This is a genomic window from Cobetia sp. BL01 (assembly GCF_056493605.1).
This window is the reverse complement of sequence record NZ_JBVBEE010000001.1, coordinates 768,667-786,928: the sequence shown is the minus strand read 5'-3', so window position 1 is coordinate 786,928 and position 18,262 is coordinate 768,667. Positions and strand designations below refer to the sequence as shown.

The 18,262-nt window shown below is 61.9% G+C and carries 15 protein-coding genes and 9 tRNA genes; 18 read left to right on the top strand and 6 right to left on the bottom strand.

What is annotated here, in order from left to right; genetic code table 11:
• Positions 1-225: 225 nt before the first annotated feature.
• Entirely contained in the window at positions 226-2,442 is a 2,217-nt protein-coding gene (gene rlmKL / locus ACZYGA_RS03315; protein WP_479398334.1) for a bifunctional 23S rRNA (guanine(2069)-N(7))-methyltransferase RlmK/23S rRNA (guanine(2445)-N(2))-methyltransferase RlmL, read from the top strand.
• A 3-nt stretch (positions 2,443-2,445) separates the two neighbouring features.
• Positions 2,446-2,796 carry a glutaredoxin family protein gene (locus tag ACZYGA_RS03310; protein ID WP_404625839.1) on the top strand — a complete coding sequence of 117 codons (351 nt, stop codon included), beginning with the start codon at positions 2,446-2,448 and terminating at the stop codon, positions 2,794-2,796.
• A gap of 85 nt (positions 2,797-2,881) precedes the next feature.
• On the opposite strand, the gene ACZYGA_RS03305 is transcribed toward ACZYGA_RS03310, so the two are convergent.
• Entirely contained in the window at positions 2,882-3,160 is a 279-nt protein-coding gene (locus tag ACZYGA_RS03305; RefSeq protein ID WP_077378449.1) for a WGR domain-containing protein, read from the bottom strand.
• 225 nt (positions 3,161-3,385) lie between these two features.
• Here ACZYGA_RS03305 and pdxB point away from each other — a divergent pair, with 225 nt between their 5' ends.
• Positions 3,386-4,564: a 4-phosphoerythronate dehydrogenase PdxB gene (pdxB, locus tag ACZYGA_RS03300; protein WP_141392555.1), complete on the top strand. Its 1,179-nt coding sequence runs from the start codon at positions 3,386-3,388 to the stop codon at positions 4,562-4,564.
• A 372-nt stretch (positions 4,565-4,936) separates the two neighbouring features.
• Positions 4,937-6,493, top strand: a complete 1,557-nt coding sequence (nhaC, locus tag ACZYGA_RS03295) for a Na+/H+ antiporter NhaC (RefSeq protein WP_404625836.1) — start codon at positions 4,937-4,939, stop codon at positions 6,491-6,493.
• 90 nt (positions 6,494-6,583) lie between these two features.
• On the opposite strand, the gene argE is transcribed toward nhaC, so the two are convergent.
• The 5 genes from argE to msrB all read right to left on the bottom strand — a co-directional run bounded on the left by argE (position 6,584) and on the right by msrB (position 12,234).
• Entirely contained in the window at positions 6,584-7,738 is a 1,155-nt protein-coding gene (gene argE / locus ACZYGA_RS03290) for an acetylornithine deacetylase (protein WP_218015060.1), read from the bottom strand.
• Positions 7,739-8,017: 279 nt separating this feature from the next.
• Positions 8,018-8,917 carry a protease HtpX gene (gene htpX, locus ACZYGA_RS03285; protein ID WP_077378460.1) on the bottom strand — a complete coding sequence of 300 codons (900 nt, stop codon included), beginning with the start codon at positions 8,915-8,917 and terminating at the stop codon, positions 8,018-8,020.
• A gap of 225 nt (positions 8,918-9,142) precedes the next feature.
• Positions 9,143-10,381: a pyridoxal phosphate-dependent aminotransferase gene (locus ACZYGA_RS03280; protein ID WP_303567512.1), complete on the bottom strand. Its 1,239-nt coding sequence runs from the start codon at positions 10,379-10,381 to the stop codon at positions 9,143-9,145.
• 238 nt (positions 10,382-10,619) lie between these two features.
• Positions 10,620-11,606 carry a ribosome biogenesis GTPase YlqF gene (gene ylqF, locus ACZYGA_RS03275; RefSeq protein ID WP_077378465.1) on the bottom strand — a complete coding sequence of 329 codons (987 nt, stop codon included), beginning with the start codon at positions 11,604-11,606 and terminating at the stop codon, positions 10,620-10,622.
• Positions 11,607-11,811: 205 nt separating this feature from the next.
• A complete protein-coding gene (gene msrB, locus ACZYGA_RS03270; protein ID WP_077378468.1) occupies positions 11,812-12,234 on the bottom strand; it encodes a peptide-methionine (R)-S-oxide reductase MsrB in 423 nt (140 codons plus the stop codon).
• Positions 12,235-12,498: 264 nt separating this feature from the next.
• Here msrB and ACZYGA_RS03265 point away from each other — a divergent pair.
• The 14 genes from ACZYGA_RS03265 (at position 12,499) to ACZYGA_RS03200 (ending at position 18,140) form a co-directional block, all read left to right on the top strand.
• Positions 12,499-12,574 (top strand) — tRNA-Glu (locus tag ACZYGA_RS03265).
• A 25-nt stretch (positions 12,575-12,599) separates the two neighbouring features.
• Positions 12,600-12,674, top strand: a tRNA-Gly gene (locus tag ACZYGA_RS03260).
• Positions 12,675-12,678: 4 nt separating this feature from the next.
• A tRNA-Glu gene (locus ACZYGA_RS03255) sits at positions 12,679-12,754 on the top strand.
• Between the two features lie 37 nt (positions 12,755-12,791).
• A tRNA-Gly gene (locus ACZYGA_RS03250) sits at positions 12,792-12,866 on the top strand.
• Between the two features lie 73 nt (positions 12,867-12,939).
• Positions 12,940-13,015: transfer RNA gene (locus ACZYGA_RS03245), tRNA-Glu, on the top strand.
• Between the two features lie 69 nt (positions 13,016-13,084).
• Positions 13,085-13,159, top strand: a tRNA-Gly gene (locus ACZYGA_RS03240).
• 73 nt (positions 13,160-13,232) lie between these two features.
• Positions 13,233-13,308: transfer RNA gene (locus ACZYGA_RS03235), tRNA-Glu, on the top strand.
• Between the two features lie 34 nt (positions 13,309-13,342).
• Positions 13,343-13,417 (top strand) — tRNA-Gly (locus ACZYGA_RS03230).
• A 435-nt stretch (positions 13,418-13,852) separates the two neighbouring features.
• The gene (locus tag ACZYGA_RS03225; protein ID WP_077375503.1) at positions 13,853-14,821 is read left to right on the top strand and encodes an ABC transporter ATP-binding protein; all 969 of its coding nucleotides are present in this window, start codon (positions 13,853-13,855) and stop codon (positions 14,819-14,821) included.
• On the top strand, positions 14,818-15,591 hold the full coding sequence (locus ACZYGA_RS03220; protein WP_141392446.1) for an ABC transporter permease: 774 nt from the start codon (positions 14,818-14,820) through the stop codon (positions 15,589-15,591). Before ACZYGA_RS03225 ends, ACZYGA_RS03220 begins: the two co-directional genes overlap by 4 nt.
• A gap of 133 nt (positions 15,592-15,724) precedes the next feature.
• Positions 15,725-16,603: an NADPH-dependent 7-cyano-7-deazaguanine reductase QueF gene (queF, locus tag ACZYGA_RS03215; protein ID WP_404625831.1), complete on the top strand. Its 879-nt coding sequence runs from the start codon at positions 15,725-15,727 to the stop codon at positions 16,601-16,603.
• A gap of 128 nt (positions 16,604-16,731) precedes the next feature.
• Positions 16,732-17,292: an NAD(P)H nitroreductase gene (locus ACZYGA_RS03210; protein WP_077375494.1), complete on the top strand. Its 561-nt coding sequence runs from the start codon at positions 16,732-16,734 to the stop codon at positions 17,290-17,292.
• A gap of 8 nt (positions 17,293-17,300) precedes the next feature.
• Positions 17,301-17,876, top strand: coding sequence for a YiiD C-terminal domain-containing protein (locus ACZYGA_RS03205; protein ID WP_404625829.1), 576 nt, complete (start codon positions 17,301-17,303; stop codon positions 17,874-17,876).
• A 176-nt stretch (positions 17,877-18,052) separates the two neighbouring features.
• Positions 18,053-18,140, top strand: a tRNA-Ser gene (locus ACZYGA_RS03200).
• The last annotated feature ends 122 nt before the right edge of the window (positions 18,141-18,262 follow it).

Below are 18,262 nucleotides of genomic sequence, written 5' to 3'. Positions count from 1 at the left end.
TCTCATCGGTGGCAATGGTCACCGAGATGCAGTCGGGCATGCTGCCTGAATGAGGGTTTCGCTCCGTGAACCTCCTTTTCGCTTGGCGTGTCACCTTTCCGAATTGCAGCTACACCTATAGTTTTTAGAACACTGCCTCTGGCTTGTCGACAGCCGTATAGGAATATCGCTAGTGCCAGAAGCCAACTCACAGGAATAAGTCCGGCCTTTGCCGGTGAGAGATTCATGACTGACACGACTTCTGCGACTTCGCCGCGCGCCCCCAGCAACCCGCTCTCCACCTGGTTTGCGACCTGTCCGCGTGGCCTCGAGACCTTGCTGGCTGACGAGCTGACGTCGCTGGGTGCCGAGGTGACCGGCACTACCGTGGCCGGCGTCCACTTCAATGGAAGTCAGGAGACGGCTTACCGCACCATCCTATGGTCACGCCTGGCCAATCGCATCATTCGCCTGCTGACCCGCGTGGGCGGCGTCGACACCGGCGAGCAGCTGCGCAAGGCGAGCGCCGGCGTCGACTGGGCAATGGAGTTGCCGGATCGTGCCTCCATCGCCGTCGATTTCCATGGAACATGGAAGGATATACGGCATACTTTCTTTGGCGCCCAGACCGTCAAGGATGGCATCGTCGAGGCGATGTTCGAGGAAGGTCGCCACAAGCCGACTGTCGATGGCAAGAATGCCGATCTGCGCATCTATGCGCATCTGCACAATGGCTTCATCACGCTGGGCATCGACCTGGTGGGTCGCAGCCTGCATCAGCGTGGCTACCGCCCCGACCTCGCCCATGCGCCACTCAAGGAGAATCTGGCCGCGGCACTGCTGATGCGTGCCGATTGGCCGGCACGTGCGGCGCGGGGTGAGAGCCTGGTCGACCCGATGTGCGGTTCCGGCACGCTGCTGATCGAGGCGGCCTTGATGGCGGCGGATATCGCCCCGCAGTCGCTGAATGAAGACTTCGCCTGCCGCCACTGGGGGTGTCATGACGAGCGTATCTGGAAAGGTCTGCGCGAGGAGATGGAGCAGCGTGCCATCGCCGGGCGCCGCAAGGTCACCGCGCGTCTGTTCGGTCGCGATCACAGCCCGCAGGCGATTTCTGCCGCGCGCTCCAACGCCATGCGTGCCGGCATTCCGGCGCTGATCGAGCTGGAAGGCGCCTCCGTCGCCGAGCTGACCTGTCCCGAGGGCGCCACCACCGGCCTTGTGATGACCAACCCGCCCTACGGCGAGCGTCTGGGTGAGCTGCCGGCATTGGTGCCGCTCTATGCAAGCCTCGGTGAGCGCATGAAGCGTCACTTCGGCGGCTGGACGCTGGGCATGTTCACCGGCAACCCGGACCTCGGTCACCGTCTGGGCCTGCGTGCGCATCGTCAGTACGCCTTCCGCAACGGTCAGCTGGATTGCAAGCTGCTGATGATCGACGTGGCAGCGCGTGAGCGAGCGGTCGACGAGGACAGCGTGGCCGAAGATGCCCGCAGTCAGCCGGCACTCAGCGAGGGCGGCCAGATGTTCGCCAATCGCCTGAAGAAGAACCAGAAGACGCTGTCTCGCTGGCTCAAGCAGAGCGGCACCACCTGTTATCGCCTCTATGATGCCGACATGCCGGAATACGCGCTGGCCATCGATATCTACGGGCGTCATGTGCACGTGCAGGAATACACGCCGCCCAAGTCCGTGGATGCCAGTCAGGCGCAGCGTCGTCTGATGGATGCGCTGGCGGCGATTCCGCAGGTATTGGGCTGCTCGCCCAACGATATCCATATCAAGCAACGCACGCGTCAGGCGGGCAAGGCGCAGTACACCCGCCAGGACAGCTCCGGTCAGCGTATCGAGGTGCAGGAAGGCGACGCCAGACTGTGGGTGAACCTCAAGGACTACCTGGATACCGGCCTGTTCCTGGATCACCGTCCGGTGCGCAAGCTGCTGGGCAAGGAAGCGGACGGCAAGCGGGTGCTCAACCTGTTCTGCTATACCGCGACGGCCACCGTGCACGCGGTTTTGGGCGGTGCCAGCGAGAGTGTCAGCGTCGACATGTCCAATACCTACCTGGACTGGGGGCGCGAGAACTTCAAGCTCAATGGCATCAGCGAGAAGCGTCACCAGCTGGTGCGTGCCGACTGCCTGAAGTGGCTGGAGCGTTCCCGCGAGGAGTTCGACCTGATCTTCCTGGATCCGCCGACCTTCTCCAATTCCAAGAAGATGGAAGGCACCCTGGATATCCAGCGTGATCACGCGCGCCTGATCGACCTGGCGATGGCCAGCCTGGCCCCGGGCGGCACGCTGATCTTCTCCAACAACCATCGTCGCTTCGTGATGGATGACAGCGTCAGCCAGCATCATGTGGTGGAAGACCTGTCGCGCAAGCTGCTGGACCCGGACTTCAAGCGTCGTCCGGATATCCACCACGTCTTCCGCATCCGTCGCGCCAGCGACGTGAAGGGCTGAGCGATGGCCAGCGTCCCGCTGTGGCTCTACACCACGGCGGGCTGTCATCTGTGTGCTCGGCTGGAAGCCTCGCTGCAGGCGCTGGGGGCCGATGTCACGCTCACGCGGGTCGAGATCGCCTTCGACGCGCAACTGAGCGAGCGCTACGCGACACGCATTCCCGTGCTGGCGAGCGCATCGGGTGCAGAGTACTCGCTGGCCGATGGCGAAGAGGTGTTGCCGGAGTGGTTGCGCGCGCAGGGTGTCAAAAAGAGCGTCGAGCAGGGCGTCGATCGGACGCCCCCTGCCAGGCGTGACTCAGGCGTCGAGCCGCAGGGGCATGTCATACGCCATGGGCGTCGCTTTCTGCGCTGATTCGCATCATGCCCGGGCCTGAACGAAAGACCGCCGCTACCTCAAGGTAGCGGCGGTCTTCTTGTCTGCGGGTCCCGGCGGCGGCCTAGCCTTCCAGCAGTGACATCTGGCGCATGGCATCTTCGGCCTCGGGGCTGTCAGCCGTGGCCTCCAGCACCTTGGTGAAGCCACGTGAGGCCTGGATGTGAGCGAGGTCACTGACCCAGGTCATGGCCTGCTCGTAGCTTTCGGCCAGATCGTGCTTCAGTCCGCCGAACTGGGTGCCGATCTGGCCCCAGGAGCGACTGACGATCCAGTCGCCGAACATGTCCTGATGTACATGGACCAGGACGTAATCATGATGGCTTTCCCAGCGGATGATCACGCGTGACTCCCGAGGTGAAACAGAGGTGGCATGTGGATGGCTCGCAAGGCGCTGCAGGCTTGTGGCGCATGCTGCGTACGCCTAAGATGGCACGGCGGCGAACGCTGAATCATACCATTGTAATCTTCGCATGCCTTGCAGCAAGTCATGAAGCTTTGCAAGACGCCATGCACGCGGCAACGACCGCAACGCTACCCACCGGCACAGCAAGGAACAAGGCAACAGATGCACATCATCGTGGATGATAACGTCCTTCTGGCAGAAGAGTTCTTCTCTGAATTCGGGGAAGTGATCTGTCTGCCGACCAGCGAGATCACCAATGCCGTCCTCAAGGAAGCCGACATGCTGATCTGCCGCTCCACGCTCAGGGTGGATGAGGCATTGCTGAAGGGCACTCGGGTGCGCTTCGTCGGCTCGCCGATCATCGGTACGGATCATGTCGATCTCGACTGGCTCGAGTCGGCAGGGATTCACTTCACCAATGCGCCGGGCTGCAATGCCGATTCGGTGGTGGATTACGTGCTGTCCTCGCTGTGGCATCTGGCGGAGCAGGAAGGCTTCGATCTGCAGCTCAATCGTCGTTTCGGCGTGGTCGGTGCAGGTCAGGTCGGCTCGAGGCTGATCAAGCGTCTCGAGTCGCTGGGCGCCGAGGTGCTGGTCTGTGATCCTCCGCGCGCGCTGGCGCAGGAGTCGGGAGAGGAGGCGGCAGAAGCGCTGAATTTCGTCGATATCGATCATCTCGTGGCCGAGTGTGATGTCATCTGCGTGCATACCCCGATGGTGACAGGCGGTGAGTATCCGACCCATCACCTGATCAATGCCGAGCGCATCCGTGCCATGAAGCCCGGCAGCGTATTGCTGAGCGCAGGACGCGGTGGTTGCGTGGATACTGCCGCGCTCAAGCAGCGTCTGCTGGAACAGGCTGATCTGCTGACCGTGCTGGATGTGTGGGAGAATGAGCCGGACATCGATGCGGAGCTCGCATCACTGGTGGATATCGCCACGCCGCATATCGCCGGACACAGTCTGGATGGCAAGATGCAGGGAACCGAGATCATCTATCAGCAGGCCTGCCGGCATTTCGGCCTGCCGGCACGGCGCAAGCTGGGCCAGTTGAAGCCGGACCCGTGGCTTCGCAAGCTGGTGCTGACGGGGTGGGCGCCGCCGGAAGAGGCCCTCGGTCTCTGCGTTCGGGCCTGTTACGACGTGCGCCGCGATGCCTTGGGTCTGCGTCGCTATCAGCGCCGCTTCGGCAACGCCGAGGGCTTCCTGCGTTATCGGCGTGAATATCCGTTGCGTCGCGAGTTCTCCACGCTGCGCGTCGAACTCAAGAAGAACGCCCGTGAGCTGCGTGAAGTGCTGGAAGGCTTCGGCTTCTCGCGTGTGAAGCTGGCCAGCAAATGATGTGACATGTCATCTCTCCTGCGATATCCACCTGCAGGAGGTGTCGAGGCCGAGTGACGGATCTCGATCGTCAGGCAGTCAGAACGCCCCTGTCAGCTTCGCTGGCAGGGGCGTTCTCGTCTCAGGTACGGATGTGGGGCGGATGACCCGGTAGATGAAACCGGTTCTCGGACGTTTCGGACTGCGACCTTGGTCGATATAATGTCGCCCAAAATTACGCTGACGACAGATGTCAGGGCGCGCCCCGGGCGACTTGTCCGAGGGTGGTGTGGCCCGCTGGCTCCCCGCGTACTCCCCGTTTCTCGTACCTTCTGCCATGCCCGTCACGACGGCGCGTGTCGGCGTCCTCATTTCCTGAAGATGGTGTCCTGAATGCAACAATCTCCTGATAGACCAGCCGAGGGCGGTGGCTTTCGCCCTCCCTCCCTGCTGGATGCCCTGATCCCCATCGTGCTGGTCATCGCCATGCTGGTGCTGGCGGTCGTGCTGTTCGGCGCCGATGCTTCCTGGGGGCCGAATCAGGTGGCATTGCTGTCTGGCGCGATGATCGCGGGAGTCATCGGCCTCAAGAACGGTTATCGCTGGAGCGATATCGAAGAGGGGATCAACAAGGGGATCCAGATCTCGCTGGGCGCGATCCTGATCCTGCTGGCGGTAGGCGCGATGATCGGTACCTGGATTCTCGGTGGCACCGTGCCGGCGATGATCTACTACGGGCTGGATGTGATCGCGCCTCAGTATTTCTATGCCTCGGCATGTCTGCTGTGTGCGCTGGTGGCGCTGTCGGTGGGGAGCTCCTGGACGGTGGCCGGCACCATCGGTATTGGCCTGATCGGCATTGCCGATGGACTGGGACTTTCCGAGGCGATCACGGCGGGTGCGGTGATTTCCGGGGCCTACTTCGGTGACAAGCTCTCGCCACTGTCGGATACCACCAATCTGGCACCGGCGGCGGCGGGGACCACGCTGTTCGCGCACATTCGTCACATGCTGTGGACGACGGTTCCCAGCATCCTGCTCGCGCTGGCAGGCTTTCTGTGGCTGGGCCACGACTCCGTCTCCAGCCTGCAGACGCCGGAGCAGGTCGCCAACCTGCGTGCCCAGCTGGGTGAGCAGTTCAACATCGGCCTGCACCTGCTGATTCCGCTGCTGATGCTGCTGGTGATGGCCGTGCGTCAGATGCCCGCCTTCCCGGCGATCTTCATCGGTGCGGTGCTCGGGGGTGTCTTCGCGGTCATCTTCCAGCCACAGGCCGTGGCGGGACTGGCGAATGTCCCTGACATGTCCACCGCCATGGCGCTGCTCAAGGGCGTATGGATGTCGATGTTCGATGGCTATGTCTCCCACAGCGGCGATGAGGTGATCGACTCGCTGCTCTCCAAGGGCGGCATGAGCAGCATGCTCAACACCGTGTGGTTGATCCTCTCGGCGATGACCTTCGGTGGCGTGATCGAACGACTCGGCCTGCTGGAGCGTCTGGTGCAGAGCCTGCTGGGCGCGACGCGCAATGCCGGTTCGCTGGTCATCACCACGCTGGGCACCTGCCTGGCCTCCAATGTGGTGACCGGGGATCAATACATTTCGGTCATCCTGCCGGGGCGCATGTATCGCGCTGAATTCCGCCGCCGTCGCCTGGCGCCGGTCAATCTGTCGCGGGCACTGGAAGATTCCGGCACCATCACCTCGCCACTGATTCCCTGGAACAGCTGCGGCGCCTACATGGCGGCAACGCTGGGGGTCGCGACTCTCAGTTATCTGCCGTTTGCGCTGTTCAATCTGGTCAATCTGGTGCTGGCGGTGGCCTATGCCATGGTCGGCTTCAAGCTGGAGCGTCTGGCCGAAGGTGACGAGGCGGATGGCGGAGAGCCGACTCCGCTGGCCGAATCTCTGGTGCTGGATACCCCTCATGAGACGGCAGAGTCTCGCTGATTGACGTACTGGGTGACAGAGACAGGCAAGCCCGCCGCGTGGTGAACGCGGCGGGCTTTTTCATGGGCACTCGAGGGGGGCGTCCAGCGTTCAGTCAGTGCACTGATGACGTGTGAGGCGTATCAGGAACTCGCGATAGCGCTCCAGTTCGGCGATGTCGATGTACTCATCCGCCTTGTGGGCCTGCGTGATGGAGCCTGGCCCGCAGACGACAGTCGAGAAACCGCGATCCTGGAACCAGCCCGCTTCCGAGCAGAAGCCGACACCGCAGCGTTCACGCTGACCCGTCAGCGCAAAGGCCAGCGTCTCTGCCTTGCCGTCGGGCTCCGGCGTGAGCGCCGGTACCGAGGCGTAGTCCTCCAGTGTCTGGATGGCGCACTCCGGTGAGTGCTCCTGCATCTCGAGGGCCAGTCGGGCGGTGAAGTCATCGACTCGCGCGCGTACCGCGTCAGGGGTATCGCCGGGCAGGTTGCGCAGCTCCCAATGCAGGCGAGCATCCTTGGCAATGATGTTGGTCGCATTGCCGCCCTGGATGGTGCTGACGTGCAGCGTGGAGTACGGGGGCTCGAACAGTTCGCCCCGTGAGGCCTGGGTGCGCAGGTCGTTTGCCGTGCGCTCCAGCTCCGAGATGATGCGCGCGGCGTAGAACGTGGCCGAGACACCCAGGTCCGGTCGGCTCGAATGCGCCGGCACGCCAGTCACTTCCGTGCGCCAGGCATGCACCCCCTTGTGCGCCGAGACTACGCGTCCCTCCGTCGGTTCGCCGATGATGACGGCGGCGACGTCGGGCAGCGTGTCGCGCATGTGGTCGATCAGTGGCAGACAGCCCAGACAGGTGCTTTCCTCATCGTAGGAGAAGGCAAGGTGGAGTGGTCGCTTGAGGGGAGCATCAAGAAAATCCGGCACCATCGCCAGGCACAGGCCGATGAAGCCTTTCATGTCCACCGAGCCACGACCGTAAAGACGACCCTCCTTCAGCGTGGCCTGATAAGGGTCATGGGACCAGTTCTGGCCGCTTACGGGCACGGTATCGGTATGGCCGGAGAGCACGACACCACCGGCCACCGCGGGCCCTATCGTGGCGAGCAGCGAGGCCTTGTCGCCTTCGGCATTCGAAAGCACGCTCGCCTGGATGCCATGTTCGGCCAGCAGATCGCGAACGAAGTGGATCAATGCCAGATTGGAGCGATCCGAGGTGGTATCGAAGGCGATCAGGCGAGTGATGATGTCGAGGGTGCGTTGCATGTCGAGCCTCATGAGGCATGGCACCGTTCGGGGAGGGGCCGGATGTGAAAGCCCGAGGGGATCACATTGGCGCTGAACGGACGCAGGAGTCTGCTTTATGCAGTTGCCTGCATGCCAAGTCAATCGTGGCCGCAACCCCCTGTGGCACTTCGTGGCTGATCACGATGTGCCGCGAGGCATGCTTGGGAGTCTGCGGGGTCAGCCCTGACGCAAGAAGCCCGCCACGTGACTCACGTGGCGGGCTTCTGCATCGCTCAAGTGTGCGGTGCTGCTCGAGGCTTACTTGTAGGCAGCGGCCTTGAGCGCGGCGATACGGTCATCCAGCGGCGGGTGGCTGGCGAACAGCTGCTCCATCAGCTTGCGGCTCTTGCCGGTGGTGATGGCGAAGGCGGTCATGGTGTCGGGCATCTGGTCCGGCAGCTCATGTTCCTGCTTGAGGCGTGCCAGCGCGTTGATCATCGAACCGCTGCCCGCGAGACTCGCGCCTGCGGCATCCGCACGATATTCGCGCCAGCGCGAGAACCAGGCGACGATCATCGAGGCCACCAGGCCCAGCACCAGTTCAAGGACGAAGACCACGGCCATGTAGCCGAAGAAGCCCAGGCCGCCGCTGTTGTCATCTCGCTTCAGGAAGGCGTCGATGGCATGTGCGGCAATGCGCGCGAAGAACATCACGAAGGTGTTCACCACGCCCTGGATCAGCGTCAGCGTCACCATGTCGCCGTTGGCCACGTGACCGATCTCGTGCGCCAGTACCGCACGCACTTCCTCGGGACGCATGCGATTGAGCAGGCCGGCCGAGACGGCGACCAGCGCATCGTTGCGGTTCCAGCCGGTGGCGAAGGCATTGGATTGCTGCGCCGGGAAGATGCCGACTTCCGGCATCTTGATGCCGGCGTCGCGAGACAGTTCCTCGACGGTCGTCAGCAGCCAGCGTTCGGTATCGTTCTGTGGCTGTTCGATGATCACGGTGCCCGTCGAGGACTTGGCCATCATCTTGGACAGGAACAGGGAAATCACCGAGCCGGCCATGCCGATGATGAAGCAGAAGATCAACAGGGCGGTGTAATTGATGCCGTTGGCTTCCATGTAGCCATCGAAGCCCAGCAGGCGCAGCGTGACACTGGCCAGCAGCACCACCGCCAGGTTGGTGATCAGAAAGAGGGCTATCCGCATCATGGGGTCAGGTCTCCAATGCCAATCTATCGGTAAGGCGCAATTATCTGCCCGCCATGCTGACAGTGAGATGAATCACTGCGACATGGCGGACAGGCGGCGCGTAACAGGAAGGTATCACCACCGTGCCGGTGTGCGTAGACCTTTCGTGAGGCAGGTATCGACACCGTGGCGTCAGGCCGTCTCGAGGCTCAGTGCTGCGGGAGCCTGCCGCAGGAAAGAGGTGTCTCAGCCCTTGCGGCGGCGCGCCAGGAAACGACCGAGACGCTCGATGGCCTCTTCCAGCTGGTCGGCGTAGGGCAGGGTGACGATGCGCAGGTGATCCGGATTCGGCCAGTTGAAGGCGGTGCCCTGCACCAGCAGCATCTTCTCTTCCAGCAACAGCTCCAGCACCATCTGCTGGTCGTCCTCGAAGGGATACATCTCCGGGTCGAGACGCGGGAACATGTAGAGCGCGCCCTTGGGCTTCACGCAGCTGACGCCGGGGATCTCGTTGAGCTTCTTCCAGGCCGCATCACGCTGGGCCAGCAGACGGCCACCCGGCAGGACCAGGTCGTTGATGGACTGATAGCCGCCGAGTGCGGTCTGGATGGCGTGCTGGGCCGGGACATTGGCGCACAGGCGCATGCTGGCCAGCATGTCGAGACCGGAGATGAAGTCGGCCGCCGGGCGCTTGTCACCGGAGAGAATCATCCAGCCCGAGCGGAAGCCCGCGCAGCGATAGCTCTTGGACAGGCCATTCATGGTCACGACCAGCAGATCGTCGGCCAACGCACCGGTGGAGACGTGCTCGGTATCGTCATAGAGAATCTTGTCGTAGATCTCATCCGAGAACACCACCAGACCGTATTCCCGTGCGACCTGCAGGATGTCCTTCACGACGGCTGGCGGGTAGACCGCGCCGGTCGGGTTGTTCGGGTTGATCAGCACGATGCCCTTGGTGTGGCTGGTCACCTTGGCGCGGATGTCCTCGATGGAGGGAGCCCAGTCCTGCGTCTCGTCACACAGATAGTGCACGGCACGACCACCGGCCAGATTGGCGGCAGCGGTCCACAGGGGATAATCCGGTGCTGGTACCAGCAGCTCGTCACCATCGTCGAGCAGGGCCTGCATGGCCAGCACGATCAGCTCCGAGACACCGTTGCCGATGTAGATGTCCTCGATGCCGACACCCTGGATGTCCTTGCGCTGACACTCCTGCATGATCGCCTTGCGCGCCGAGTAAAGCCCCTTGGAGTCACAGTAGCCCTGCGCGGTCGGCAGATTGCGCATCACGTCCTGCAGGATCTCTTCCGGTGCCTCGAAGCCGAAGGGCGCCGGGTTGCCGATATTGAGCTTGAGAATGCGATGACCTTCGTCCTCGAGACGCTTGGCGTGTTCGAGAACCGGCCCGCGAATGTCGTAGCAGACGTTGTCCAGCTTGTGTGACTTGCGAATTTCGCGGGGCTTTCTTTGCTCGGTATCCATGGTGCTTTCCGTAGATCTCCGTCACGTAAGGTGTAGGGGCGAGTGTCCAGCATATCGCGCCGCCTGCCTGCCGCGCCACGGCCAAGGGCCAATAGCGTGGTTAAATTTGCGGTTTGAAATGTTCAGGCAGAAAAAAATCCCGCCAGAGGTTATCTGGCAGGATTTTCAACTGGCTTGCAGGCATGGTCCGCGAGTGAGATCTGAATTCGACCGTCGTTATCTCACTGTTCTGGTAGCGTTATTCGCTCGCGGACTCAGGCGGTTCGCTTATCCGTGCGCCATCTTGCGTCTCGCCACTGGCTTCCGGCACCGGCTCGGCGGGAATGTCCGCCGGCGTTTCCAGCGTCAGACGTCCGAGCTTGCCATCGCGCAATTCGTGTAGCAGCACCTCGGCACCGCGATGCAGGTCGATGATGCCACCGGCGCGCAGGCCGCCACGCTTGCTGGCGATCTCTTCCAGAATCGCGACCCCGTTGAAGCCCGAGAGCGCCATCAGATCGACCTTGCGCGGGCCATCACTCTCGACTCGCTCGGCATCAGGGTTGGCACTGTAGGCCGGCAGTGACTTGAGCTTGTAGCGAGCGATCAGCTCATCGGGATAGCGCCTGGCCAGCTCCGCCGCCACGACCACCGCCACATCGGTGTAGTCGATGGCGGTATCCCGAATCGCGCCGCTGCCGGCCAGACGGTAGGCGCTGGCCTGATCCTCGATCTTCGGCCACATCACCCCGGGGGTGTCGATCAGTGCGATGCCGCCATCGATGCGAATCTTCTGCTGACGCTTGGTGACGGCGGGCTCGTTGCCGGTCTTGGCGATCTTGCGACCCGCCAGACCATTGATCAGCGTCGACTTTCCGACGTTGGGGATGCCCATCACCATCACGCGCGCATCACGATCGACACGGATATGACCGGCCATCTCGCGACACAGCCGCGGGATCTGCTTGAGGTCACGCGCCTCAAGCGTGGTGATCGCCAGTGCACGGGTATCGGGCAGGGCATCGAAATACTCGACCCATTCACGCGTGCGTGCCGGGTCCGCCAGGTCTGCACGTGACAGCAGCTTGAGGACCGGCTTGTGGCGGGTCAGCTCGGACAGCACCGGATTGGTGCTGGAGTAGGGGAGGCGGGCATCGAGGACTTCGATGACCACGTCGATCTCGGGCAGCGCGTCCTTTATCTGACGACGCGCCTTGTGCATGTGTCCCGGGTACCAGCCCAGCATGTTGCTTCTCCTGCCGTCAGGGGTATGACGGTTGTCCTGTCACCTCTTGTCCTGCCTCCTCGCCCGCCTGTCAGGAGTCGCTCACCAATGGAGGTGGCGATAGATGACAGGCAGCAAGAAGAGGGGACGCGTATGGCGGCGCATTCTACCAGAGGCCGCTCGGCCATGGAGAAACGCTGGCATCGTCTTCTCGCGCTCTGGCGTCTCAGCTGCGCACCGGCTTGAAGCGCAGCGACACCGAGTTGATGCAATAGCGCTGCCCTGTCTCGGTAGGGCCGTCGGGAAAGACGTGTCCCAGATGGGATTCGCAACGACGACAGCGCACTTCGACACGTCGCATGCCATGGCTGGTGTCGAAATGCTCTTCGACGGCGGCATCCGCATAGGGCCGATCAAAGCTCGGCCAGCCACAGCCGGCGTCGAACTTGGTGTCGTTGTCGAACAGCTTCGCGTCGCAGGCAATGCAGTGATAGGTGCCCGGTGTCGGGCTGACCTCGTGATCGCCACTGAAAGGGCGTTCGGTACCGGCTTCACGTGCGACGCGATACTGCTCAGGCGTCAGACGCTTGCGCCATTCCTCTTCACTGCGGATCAACTTGTCCTGGGTCGGCTTGTCTTGCTCGCTCATGGTCTCTTCTCTCTATGCGTTTCTCGAATCGACGCCCGCGCGAACCTGCAAGCAAGTTCCCGTGAGCGGCAATCCGAAACAATGGCTACCGGTCTTCACTCGACACCCGGTACATACCCCAAGAATGCGGGCGTCAGGGCGTGACCACAAGCACGTGGTGGATGCACTTGGCCAACGCCGGAAAAATCCTGTTGAAGCAGGGGGTTGACGAAGGGGAGGGGGCTTTGTAATATACGCGCCACCTCGACGAGGCAAGAACGTTACGTCCCATTCGTCTAGTGGTCCAGGACACCGCCCTTTCACGGCGGTAACAGGGGTTCGAACCCCCTATGGGACGCCACTTCTTGCAGCGTAGAGACCGGAGTGCGGGAATAGCTCAGTGGTAGAGCACAACCTTGCCAAGGTTGGGGTCGCGAGTTCGAATCTCGTTTCCCGCTCCAGTGTGTCCCATTCGTCTAGTGGTCCAGGACACCGCCCTTTCACGGCGGTAACAGGGGTTCGAACCCCCTATGGGACGCCATCTTCGGTCTTGTGTGGTCACATGATCTGCTTGTGTTGCGGGAATAGCTCAGTGGTAGAGCACAACCTTGCCAAGGTTGGGGTCGCGAGTTCGAATCTCGTTTCCCGCTCCAAAGGAAAAGGCAATGCGACAAGGTCGCGAGCTGGTTCGCCAGTCCGATCGAATCTCGTTTCCCGCTCCAGTACGTCCCATTCGTCTAGTGGTCCAGGACACCGCCCTTTCACGGCGGTAACAGGGGTTCGAACCCCCTATGGGACGCCATGCAGAGCATGATGGTGTGGCAAGCCAGCAGTAGAACAGATGTCGTGAATGAACGTTCATGACACAGGTGCGGGAATAGCTCAGTGGTAGAGCACAACCTTGCCAAGGTTGGGGTCGCGAGTTCGAATCTCGTTTCCCGCTCCAAAGGAAAAGGCAATGCGACAAGGTCGCGAGCTGGTTCGCCAGTCCGATCGAATCTCGTTTCCCGCTCCAGTACGTCCCATTCGTCTAGTGGTCCAGGACACCGCCCTTTCACGGCGGTAACAGGGGTTCGAACCCCCTATGGGACGCCATTCTGTTTGACAGCGCAGTTTTTGGTTTCGACAGGCGGGAATAGCTCAGTGGTAGAGCACAACCTTGCCAAGGTTGGGGTCGCGAGTTCGAATCTCGTTTCCCGCTCCAGTCGAAAAGTGGAAAGTCATTGGGTCGCGATCTGGAACACCAGTCCTATCGAATCTCGTTTCCCGCTCCAGTCGAACACGATGTGATTGATGAAATAGCAGTACGCCATCGCCTGACAGACACGATCATCGTGCCACGTCACCGGCGATTTTTTTGTGCGTGAAATTCCTCCTCAGGCCGTTCTGCACCGGTCCTTGGTGTTGTCCTCCCAGTTGATTTTCTCCCTCCTGCTTGTTTCCCGTATCGCACTAATGCCTTTCCTGCAGCGTGCCTGATGTGGCAGCGCTGAATGCGTTACCATGCGCATCCAATGTCTTGTGTCTGATTTTCATGTTCGAGTGCTGCTCAGCGGTGTCGCTACTGTTGCGCAATTGTTCTCAGATGCGTCTTCTCTGCTGTGCTGGCTGACAGCGCCAATTTGATTACAGGTGTCCGATGTCACGACTCGCCTTGTCCATTCGTGGCCTGACCAAGGTCTACGGTAACGGTTTCGAGGCGCTCAAGGGGATTGATCTCGATGTCCCTGAGGGCGATTTCTTTGCACTGCTGGGGCCCAACGGGGCCGGCAAGTCCACGACCCTGGGGGTGGTGAGTTCGCTGGTGCAGAAAACCGCCGGCAAGGTCGAGATCTCGGGCATCGATATCGACAAGGATTTCTCGAAGGCCAAATACCATCTCGGTGTGGTCCCTCAGGAGTTCAACTTCAATCAGTTCGAGAAGGTGCAGGATATCGTGATGACCCAGGCAGGGTATTACGGTATGCCCATGAAGGAAGCGCGCCCGCGTGCCGAGCGCCTGCTCAAGGATCTCGGGCTGTGGGACAAGCGCGATACCCCGTCACGCATGCTGTCCGGTGGCATGAAGCGCCGTCTGATGATTGCCCGCGCGCTGATTCACAAGCCGCGACTGCTGATTCTCGATGAGCCGACTGCCGGGGTGGATATCGAGCTGCGTCGCTCGATGTGGGAGTTCATGCGCCGCATCAACCGTGAGGAGGGCACTACCATCATCCTCACCACGCATTATCTGGAAGAGGCCGAGAGCCTGTGCCGCAATATCGCCATCATCAATCACGGCGAGATCGTGCATAACACCAGCATGCGCGAGCTGCTCAAGGAGCTGGACGCCGAAACCTTCCTGCTCGATCTACGTGAGCCGCTTGCCAGCGCGCCGGTCATCGAGGGATTCGAGGTCTCTCTGAGCGATCCCCAGCAGCTGTCGCTGTCCGTACGCAAGGGCCAGTCGATCAACACCGCCTTCGCGGCGCTGGATCGCGCCGGGATCACCGTGGTGTCGATGCGCAATCGCGCCAATCGTCTCGAGGAGCTGTTCGTCGACCTGGTCGAGCGCTCCAATGCCGAAAGCGGTATCGCCTCCAATGTCGCCAAGGAGATCACGCAGTGAACCCCCGTCAGCTATGGGTGGCTCTGGTCACCATCGTCGTCAAGGAAGTTCGTCGTTTCACGCGTATCTGGCCGCAGACGCTGCTGCCGCCGTCCATCACCATGACGCTGTACTTCGTCATCTTCGGCAATCTCATCGGCTCGCGCATCGGTACCATGGATGGCATCAGCTACATGGATTACATCGTGCCGGGGCTGATCATGATGTCGGTGATCACCAACTCGTATTCCAACGTGGCCTCGTCGTTCTTCTCCAACAAGTTCCAGCGCAGCATCGAGGAGCTGATGGTCTCGCCGCTGCCGTCCTGGATCATCCTGCTCGGCTATATCATCGGTGGCGCCGTGCGCGGGCTCGGTGTCGGCATCATCGTCACCGCCGTGGCCTTCCTGTTCACGGATCTCGATATCCATCACCCGATCCTGACCATCATGGTCGTGGTGCTGACGGCGCTGCTGTTCTCCATCGGTGGCTTCATCAATGCGCTGTTCGCACGCAAGTTCGACGATATCTCGATCATTCCGACCTTCGTGCTGACCCCGCTGACCTATCTCGGTGGCGTCTTCTATTCCATCCACATGCTGCCGGACTTCTGGCAGACGGTGTCACTGGCCAACCCGATTCTCTACATGGTCAACACCTTCCGCTACGGCATTCTGGGGGTCTCGGACATCAGTGTCGGTCCGGCGATGGCGGCCATCGTGGCCTTCATCATCGGCCTGTTCGCCTTCGCGCTGTGGCTGCTGGAGCGTGGCAAGGGCATCCGCAGCTGAAGATGTCGCCCAGAGGATGATGGTAAGATGCGCGCTATCGCGCCAGTGCACGAAACGCCGGCTTCTGCCGGCGTTCTGCTGTCTGCGCCCCTGATATCGATACGTTATTGGCCTATTTCACAGGAGTGTTGTCATGGCTCACCCCACTGCCGTCAACGTGCCCGACGAGGCGCGCCCCGAGACTCTCAAGGATGCCCCGCTCGGGCGAGAGTCCGCTTACCCCGAGCACTACGATGCTAGCCTGCTGTTCCCCATCGCGCGGGCGGCCAATCGTGGTCCCATCGGTATCGATGATGCGGCGTTGCCGTTCGTCGGTGAGGATGAATGGCACGCCTTTGAGGTCTCCTGGCTGGATGAATCCGGCAAGCCGTGGGTGCGTGTGGCCCGTTTCCGCCTGCCGGCGGCTTCCCCGAATCTGATCGAGTCCAAATCCTGGAAGCTCTATCTCAACAGCCTCAATCAGAGCCGCTTCGCCGATCAGGCGGCCGTGCAGACGACGTTGGAGCAGGATCTTGCCGCCGCGGCGGGTGCGCCGGTCGAGGTGCGTCTGCTGGGACTGGATGATGACGAGCTGGACGTCGGGCGCCTGCCGGGAGAATGCCTCGATGACTTGCCGATCACCGTCGAGCACTACACGCCGTCGCCGGAGCTGCTCAGCGCCGATGACGCCGATATCGTCAGCGAAGACCTGCACAGCCATCTGCTCAAGTCCAACTGCCCGGTCACCGGTCAGCCGGACTGGGGCAGCGTCTGGATCCGCTATCGCGGCCCGCGTATCGATCGCGAGCGCCTGCTGGCCTATCTGATCAGCTATCGCCAGCACCAGGATTTCCATGAGCACTGCGTCGAGCATCTGTTCGTCGACCTGATGGCGCGCGTGAAGCCTGAGTCCCTGCTGGTGATGGCGCGCTATGTGCGCCGTGGCGGCCTGGATATCAGCCCGTGGCGTGCCACGCCAGATCTCGAGGCCGAGGCCCGTGCCAGCCTGCCGCTGCGTCTCTCGCGTCAGTAGTCCTCTCTATGGTCATGTCGTCTGATCGGCTTGCCAATCAGGCAGATAGCATCGAGTGATGAGACGGCGTGCTGGCGAGATGCTAGTGTGAGAATCATTCTTATCTTAAGTCTGTGACAGGAGAGACGATGGACGCGCTGACGTTACTGCATGAACGCAATTCCATGGGCAAGCTGATGGCGCCAGCCCCGAGCGATGCGCAGATGGAGGCCATCTACCAGGCCGCCCTGCGTGCGCCGGACCACGCCGAGCTGACGCCCTGGCGCTTCATCGAATTCACGGGCAGCGGGCTGGAGCGCCTCGGCGAGCTGTTTGCCGAGGCGGAGCGCAACACGTCGCCGGCAGGTGACGAGGCAGCCCAGGCCGCGGCCAGCAAGAAGCCGCTACGGGCGCCGATGGTCGTCGCGGTGATCGCCAAGGTCACGCCGGACCACCCCAAGGTGCCGCGTGTCGAGCAGGTGGTGAGTGCCGGTTGTGCCGCTCACGCCATGCTGTTTGCCGCTCAGGCACAGGGGCTCGGTGGCATGTGGCGCACGGGCGGCTACGCGTTCGACCCAACCGTGCACGCCGGACTGGGCATGAGTGAACAGGATGAGCTGGTCGGCTTCCTCTACCTCGGCACCCCGGGCGGACGTCTCAAGCCCTTGCCGAGCCGCGAGAGTGCCGACTTCGTCGAACGCTGGCAGTGAGGCGCTGAATGAACGAGCAGTTGCGCTCGAGTGGTGAAGCCTGGCCACCGCTGCCTTTGCCGCGTGACGGGCAGGGGCGGTCGGGCACTCTCGCGGCGCCGGTCAGTGAAGATCTGTCACGGTTCGGTGATTGGCTGAGTCAGGCGATTCCGCTGGCTGCCCACATGGGGCTTGTCGAGATGCAGTGGTCAGAGCCCGAGCGCTCGACGGGTCAGCTGAGCTGGCATCTGCATCTGCCGCCCAATCTCAACGACAAGGGCACCGCCTTCGGCGGGGCCATGAGTCTCGAGGCCACCTTGTGTGGCTGGAGCTGGGTGACGCTGTGGCTGCGTGCTCGCGGTATCCAGCGCGATCTCGTGGTGTCGCGAGCCAGTCAGCAGTTTCTGGCCCCGGTCAGTGGCGATTACCACATCTGCTGTGCGCCGGATGACATGGCCGCGCTGATCGACGTCGGCGAGCGTCTGGCGGCAGGGCGGCGAGCGCGATTGTCGCTGACTCAGCAGTTGTGGTGTCAGGTCGATGGGCAGTCTTCCCCGAGACTGTGTTTCGAGGCCCGGGGCGATTACGTGGTGCTCGGGCCGTGATGCCGAGCACGGTCTCGGCCCGACCTCGGCCCGAGTGCGGTGGGTGAGGGCGCTGACGCTATCTATCTGAAAGATTTTGGAAAAAAGGCTTGCGTCCCTCAAGGGTTATCGATAATATACGCCGCGTTCTCAAGGGAAACACGACGCAGTCGGGTGACCAATGAGAGCACTGATCTGGAGGGGTGTCCGAGTGGTCGAAGGAGCACGCCTGGAAAGTGTGTAAGTCGAAAGGCTTCGAGGGTTCGAATCCCTCCTCCTCCACCAGATTCAGAAAAGCCCGCATCTCACGATGCGGGCTTTTCGCGTTTCTGAGGGGGGGCTGGTCGAATTGCCTGCTCCCCTCGTGATTCTCTGCGTCTACTGGCGCCTCAGTCTCCTGTCATTCC

Coding starts and splice junctions, on each gene's coding strand:
- rlmKL (WP_479398334.1), top strand. CDS start 226: ATGACTGACACGACTTCTGCGACTTCGCCGCGCGCCCCCAGCAACCCG.
- ACZYGA_RS03310 (WP_404625839.1), top strand. CDS start 2,446: ATGGCCAGCGTCCCGCTGTGGCTCTACACCACGGCGGGCTGTCATCTG.
- pdxB (WP_141392555.1), top strand. CDS start 3,386: ATGCACATCATCGTGGATGATAACGTCCTTCTGGCAGAAGAGTTCTTC.
- nhaC (WP_404625836.1), top strand. CDS start 4,937: ATGCAACAATCTCCTGATAGACCAGCCGAGGGCGGTGGCTTTCGCCCT.
- argE (WP_218015060.1), bottom strand. CDS start 7,738: ATGCAACGCACCCTCGACATCATCACTCGCCTGATCGCCTTCGATACC.
- htpX (WP_077378460.1), bottom strand. CDS start 8,917: ATGATGCGGATAGCCCTCTTTCTGATCACCAACCTGGCGGTGGTGCTG.
- ACZYGA_RS03280 (WP_303567512.1), bottom strand. CDS start 10,381: ATGGATACCGAGCAAAGAAAGCCCCGCGAAATTCGCAAGTCACACAAG.
- ylqF (WP_077378465.1), bottom strand. CDS start 11,606: ATGCTGGGCTGGTACCCGGGACACATGCACAAGGCGCGTCGTCAGATA.
- msrB (WP_077378468.1), bottom strand. CDS start 12,234: ATGAGCGAGCAAGACAAGCCGACCCAGGACAAGTTGATCCGCAGTGAA.
- ACZYGA_RS03225 (WP_077375503.1), top strand. CDS start 13,853: ATGTCACGACTCGCCTTGTCCATTCGTGGCCTGACCAAGGTCTACGGT.
- queF (WP_404625831.1), top strand. CDS start 15,725: ATGGCTCACCCCACTGCCGTCAACGTGCCCGACGAGGCGCGCCCCGAG.
- ACZYGA_RS03210 (WP_077375494.1), top strand. CDS start 16,732: ATGGACGCGCTGACGTTACTGCATGAACGCAATTCCATGGGCAAGCTG.
- ACZYGA_RS03205 (WP_404625829.1), top strand. CDS start 17,301: ATGAACGAGCAGTTGCGCTCGAGTGGTGAAGCCTGGCCACCGCTGCCT.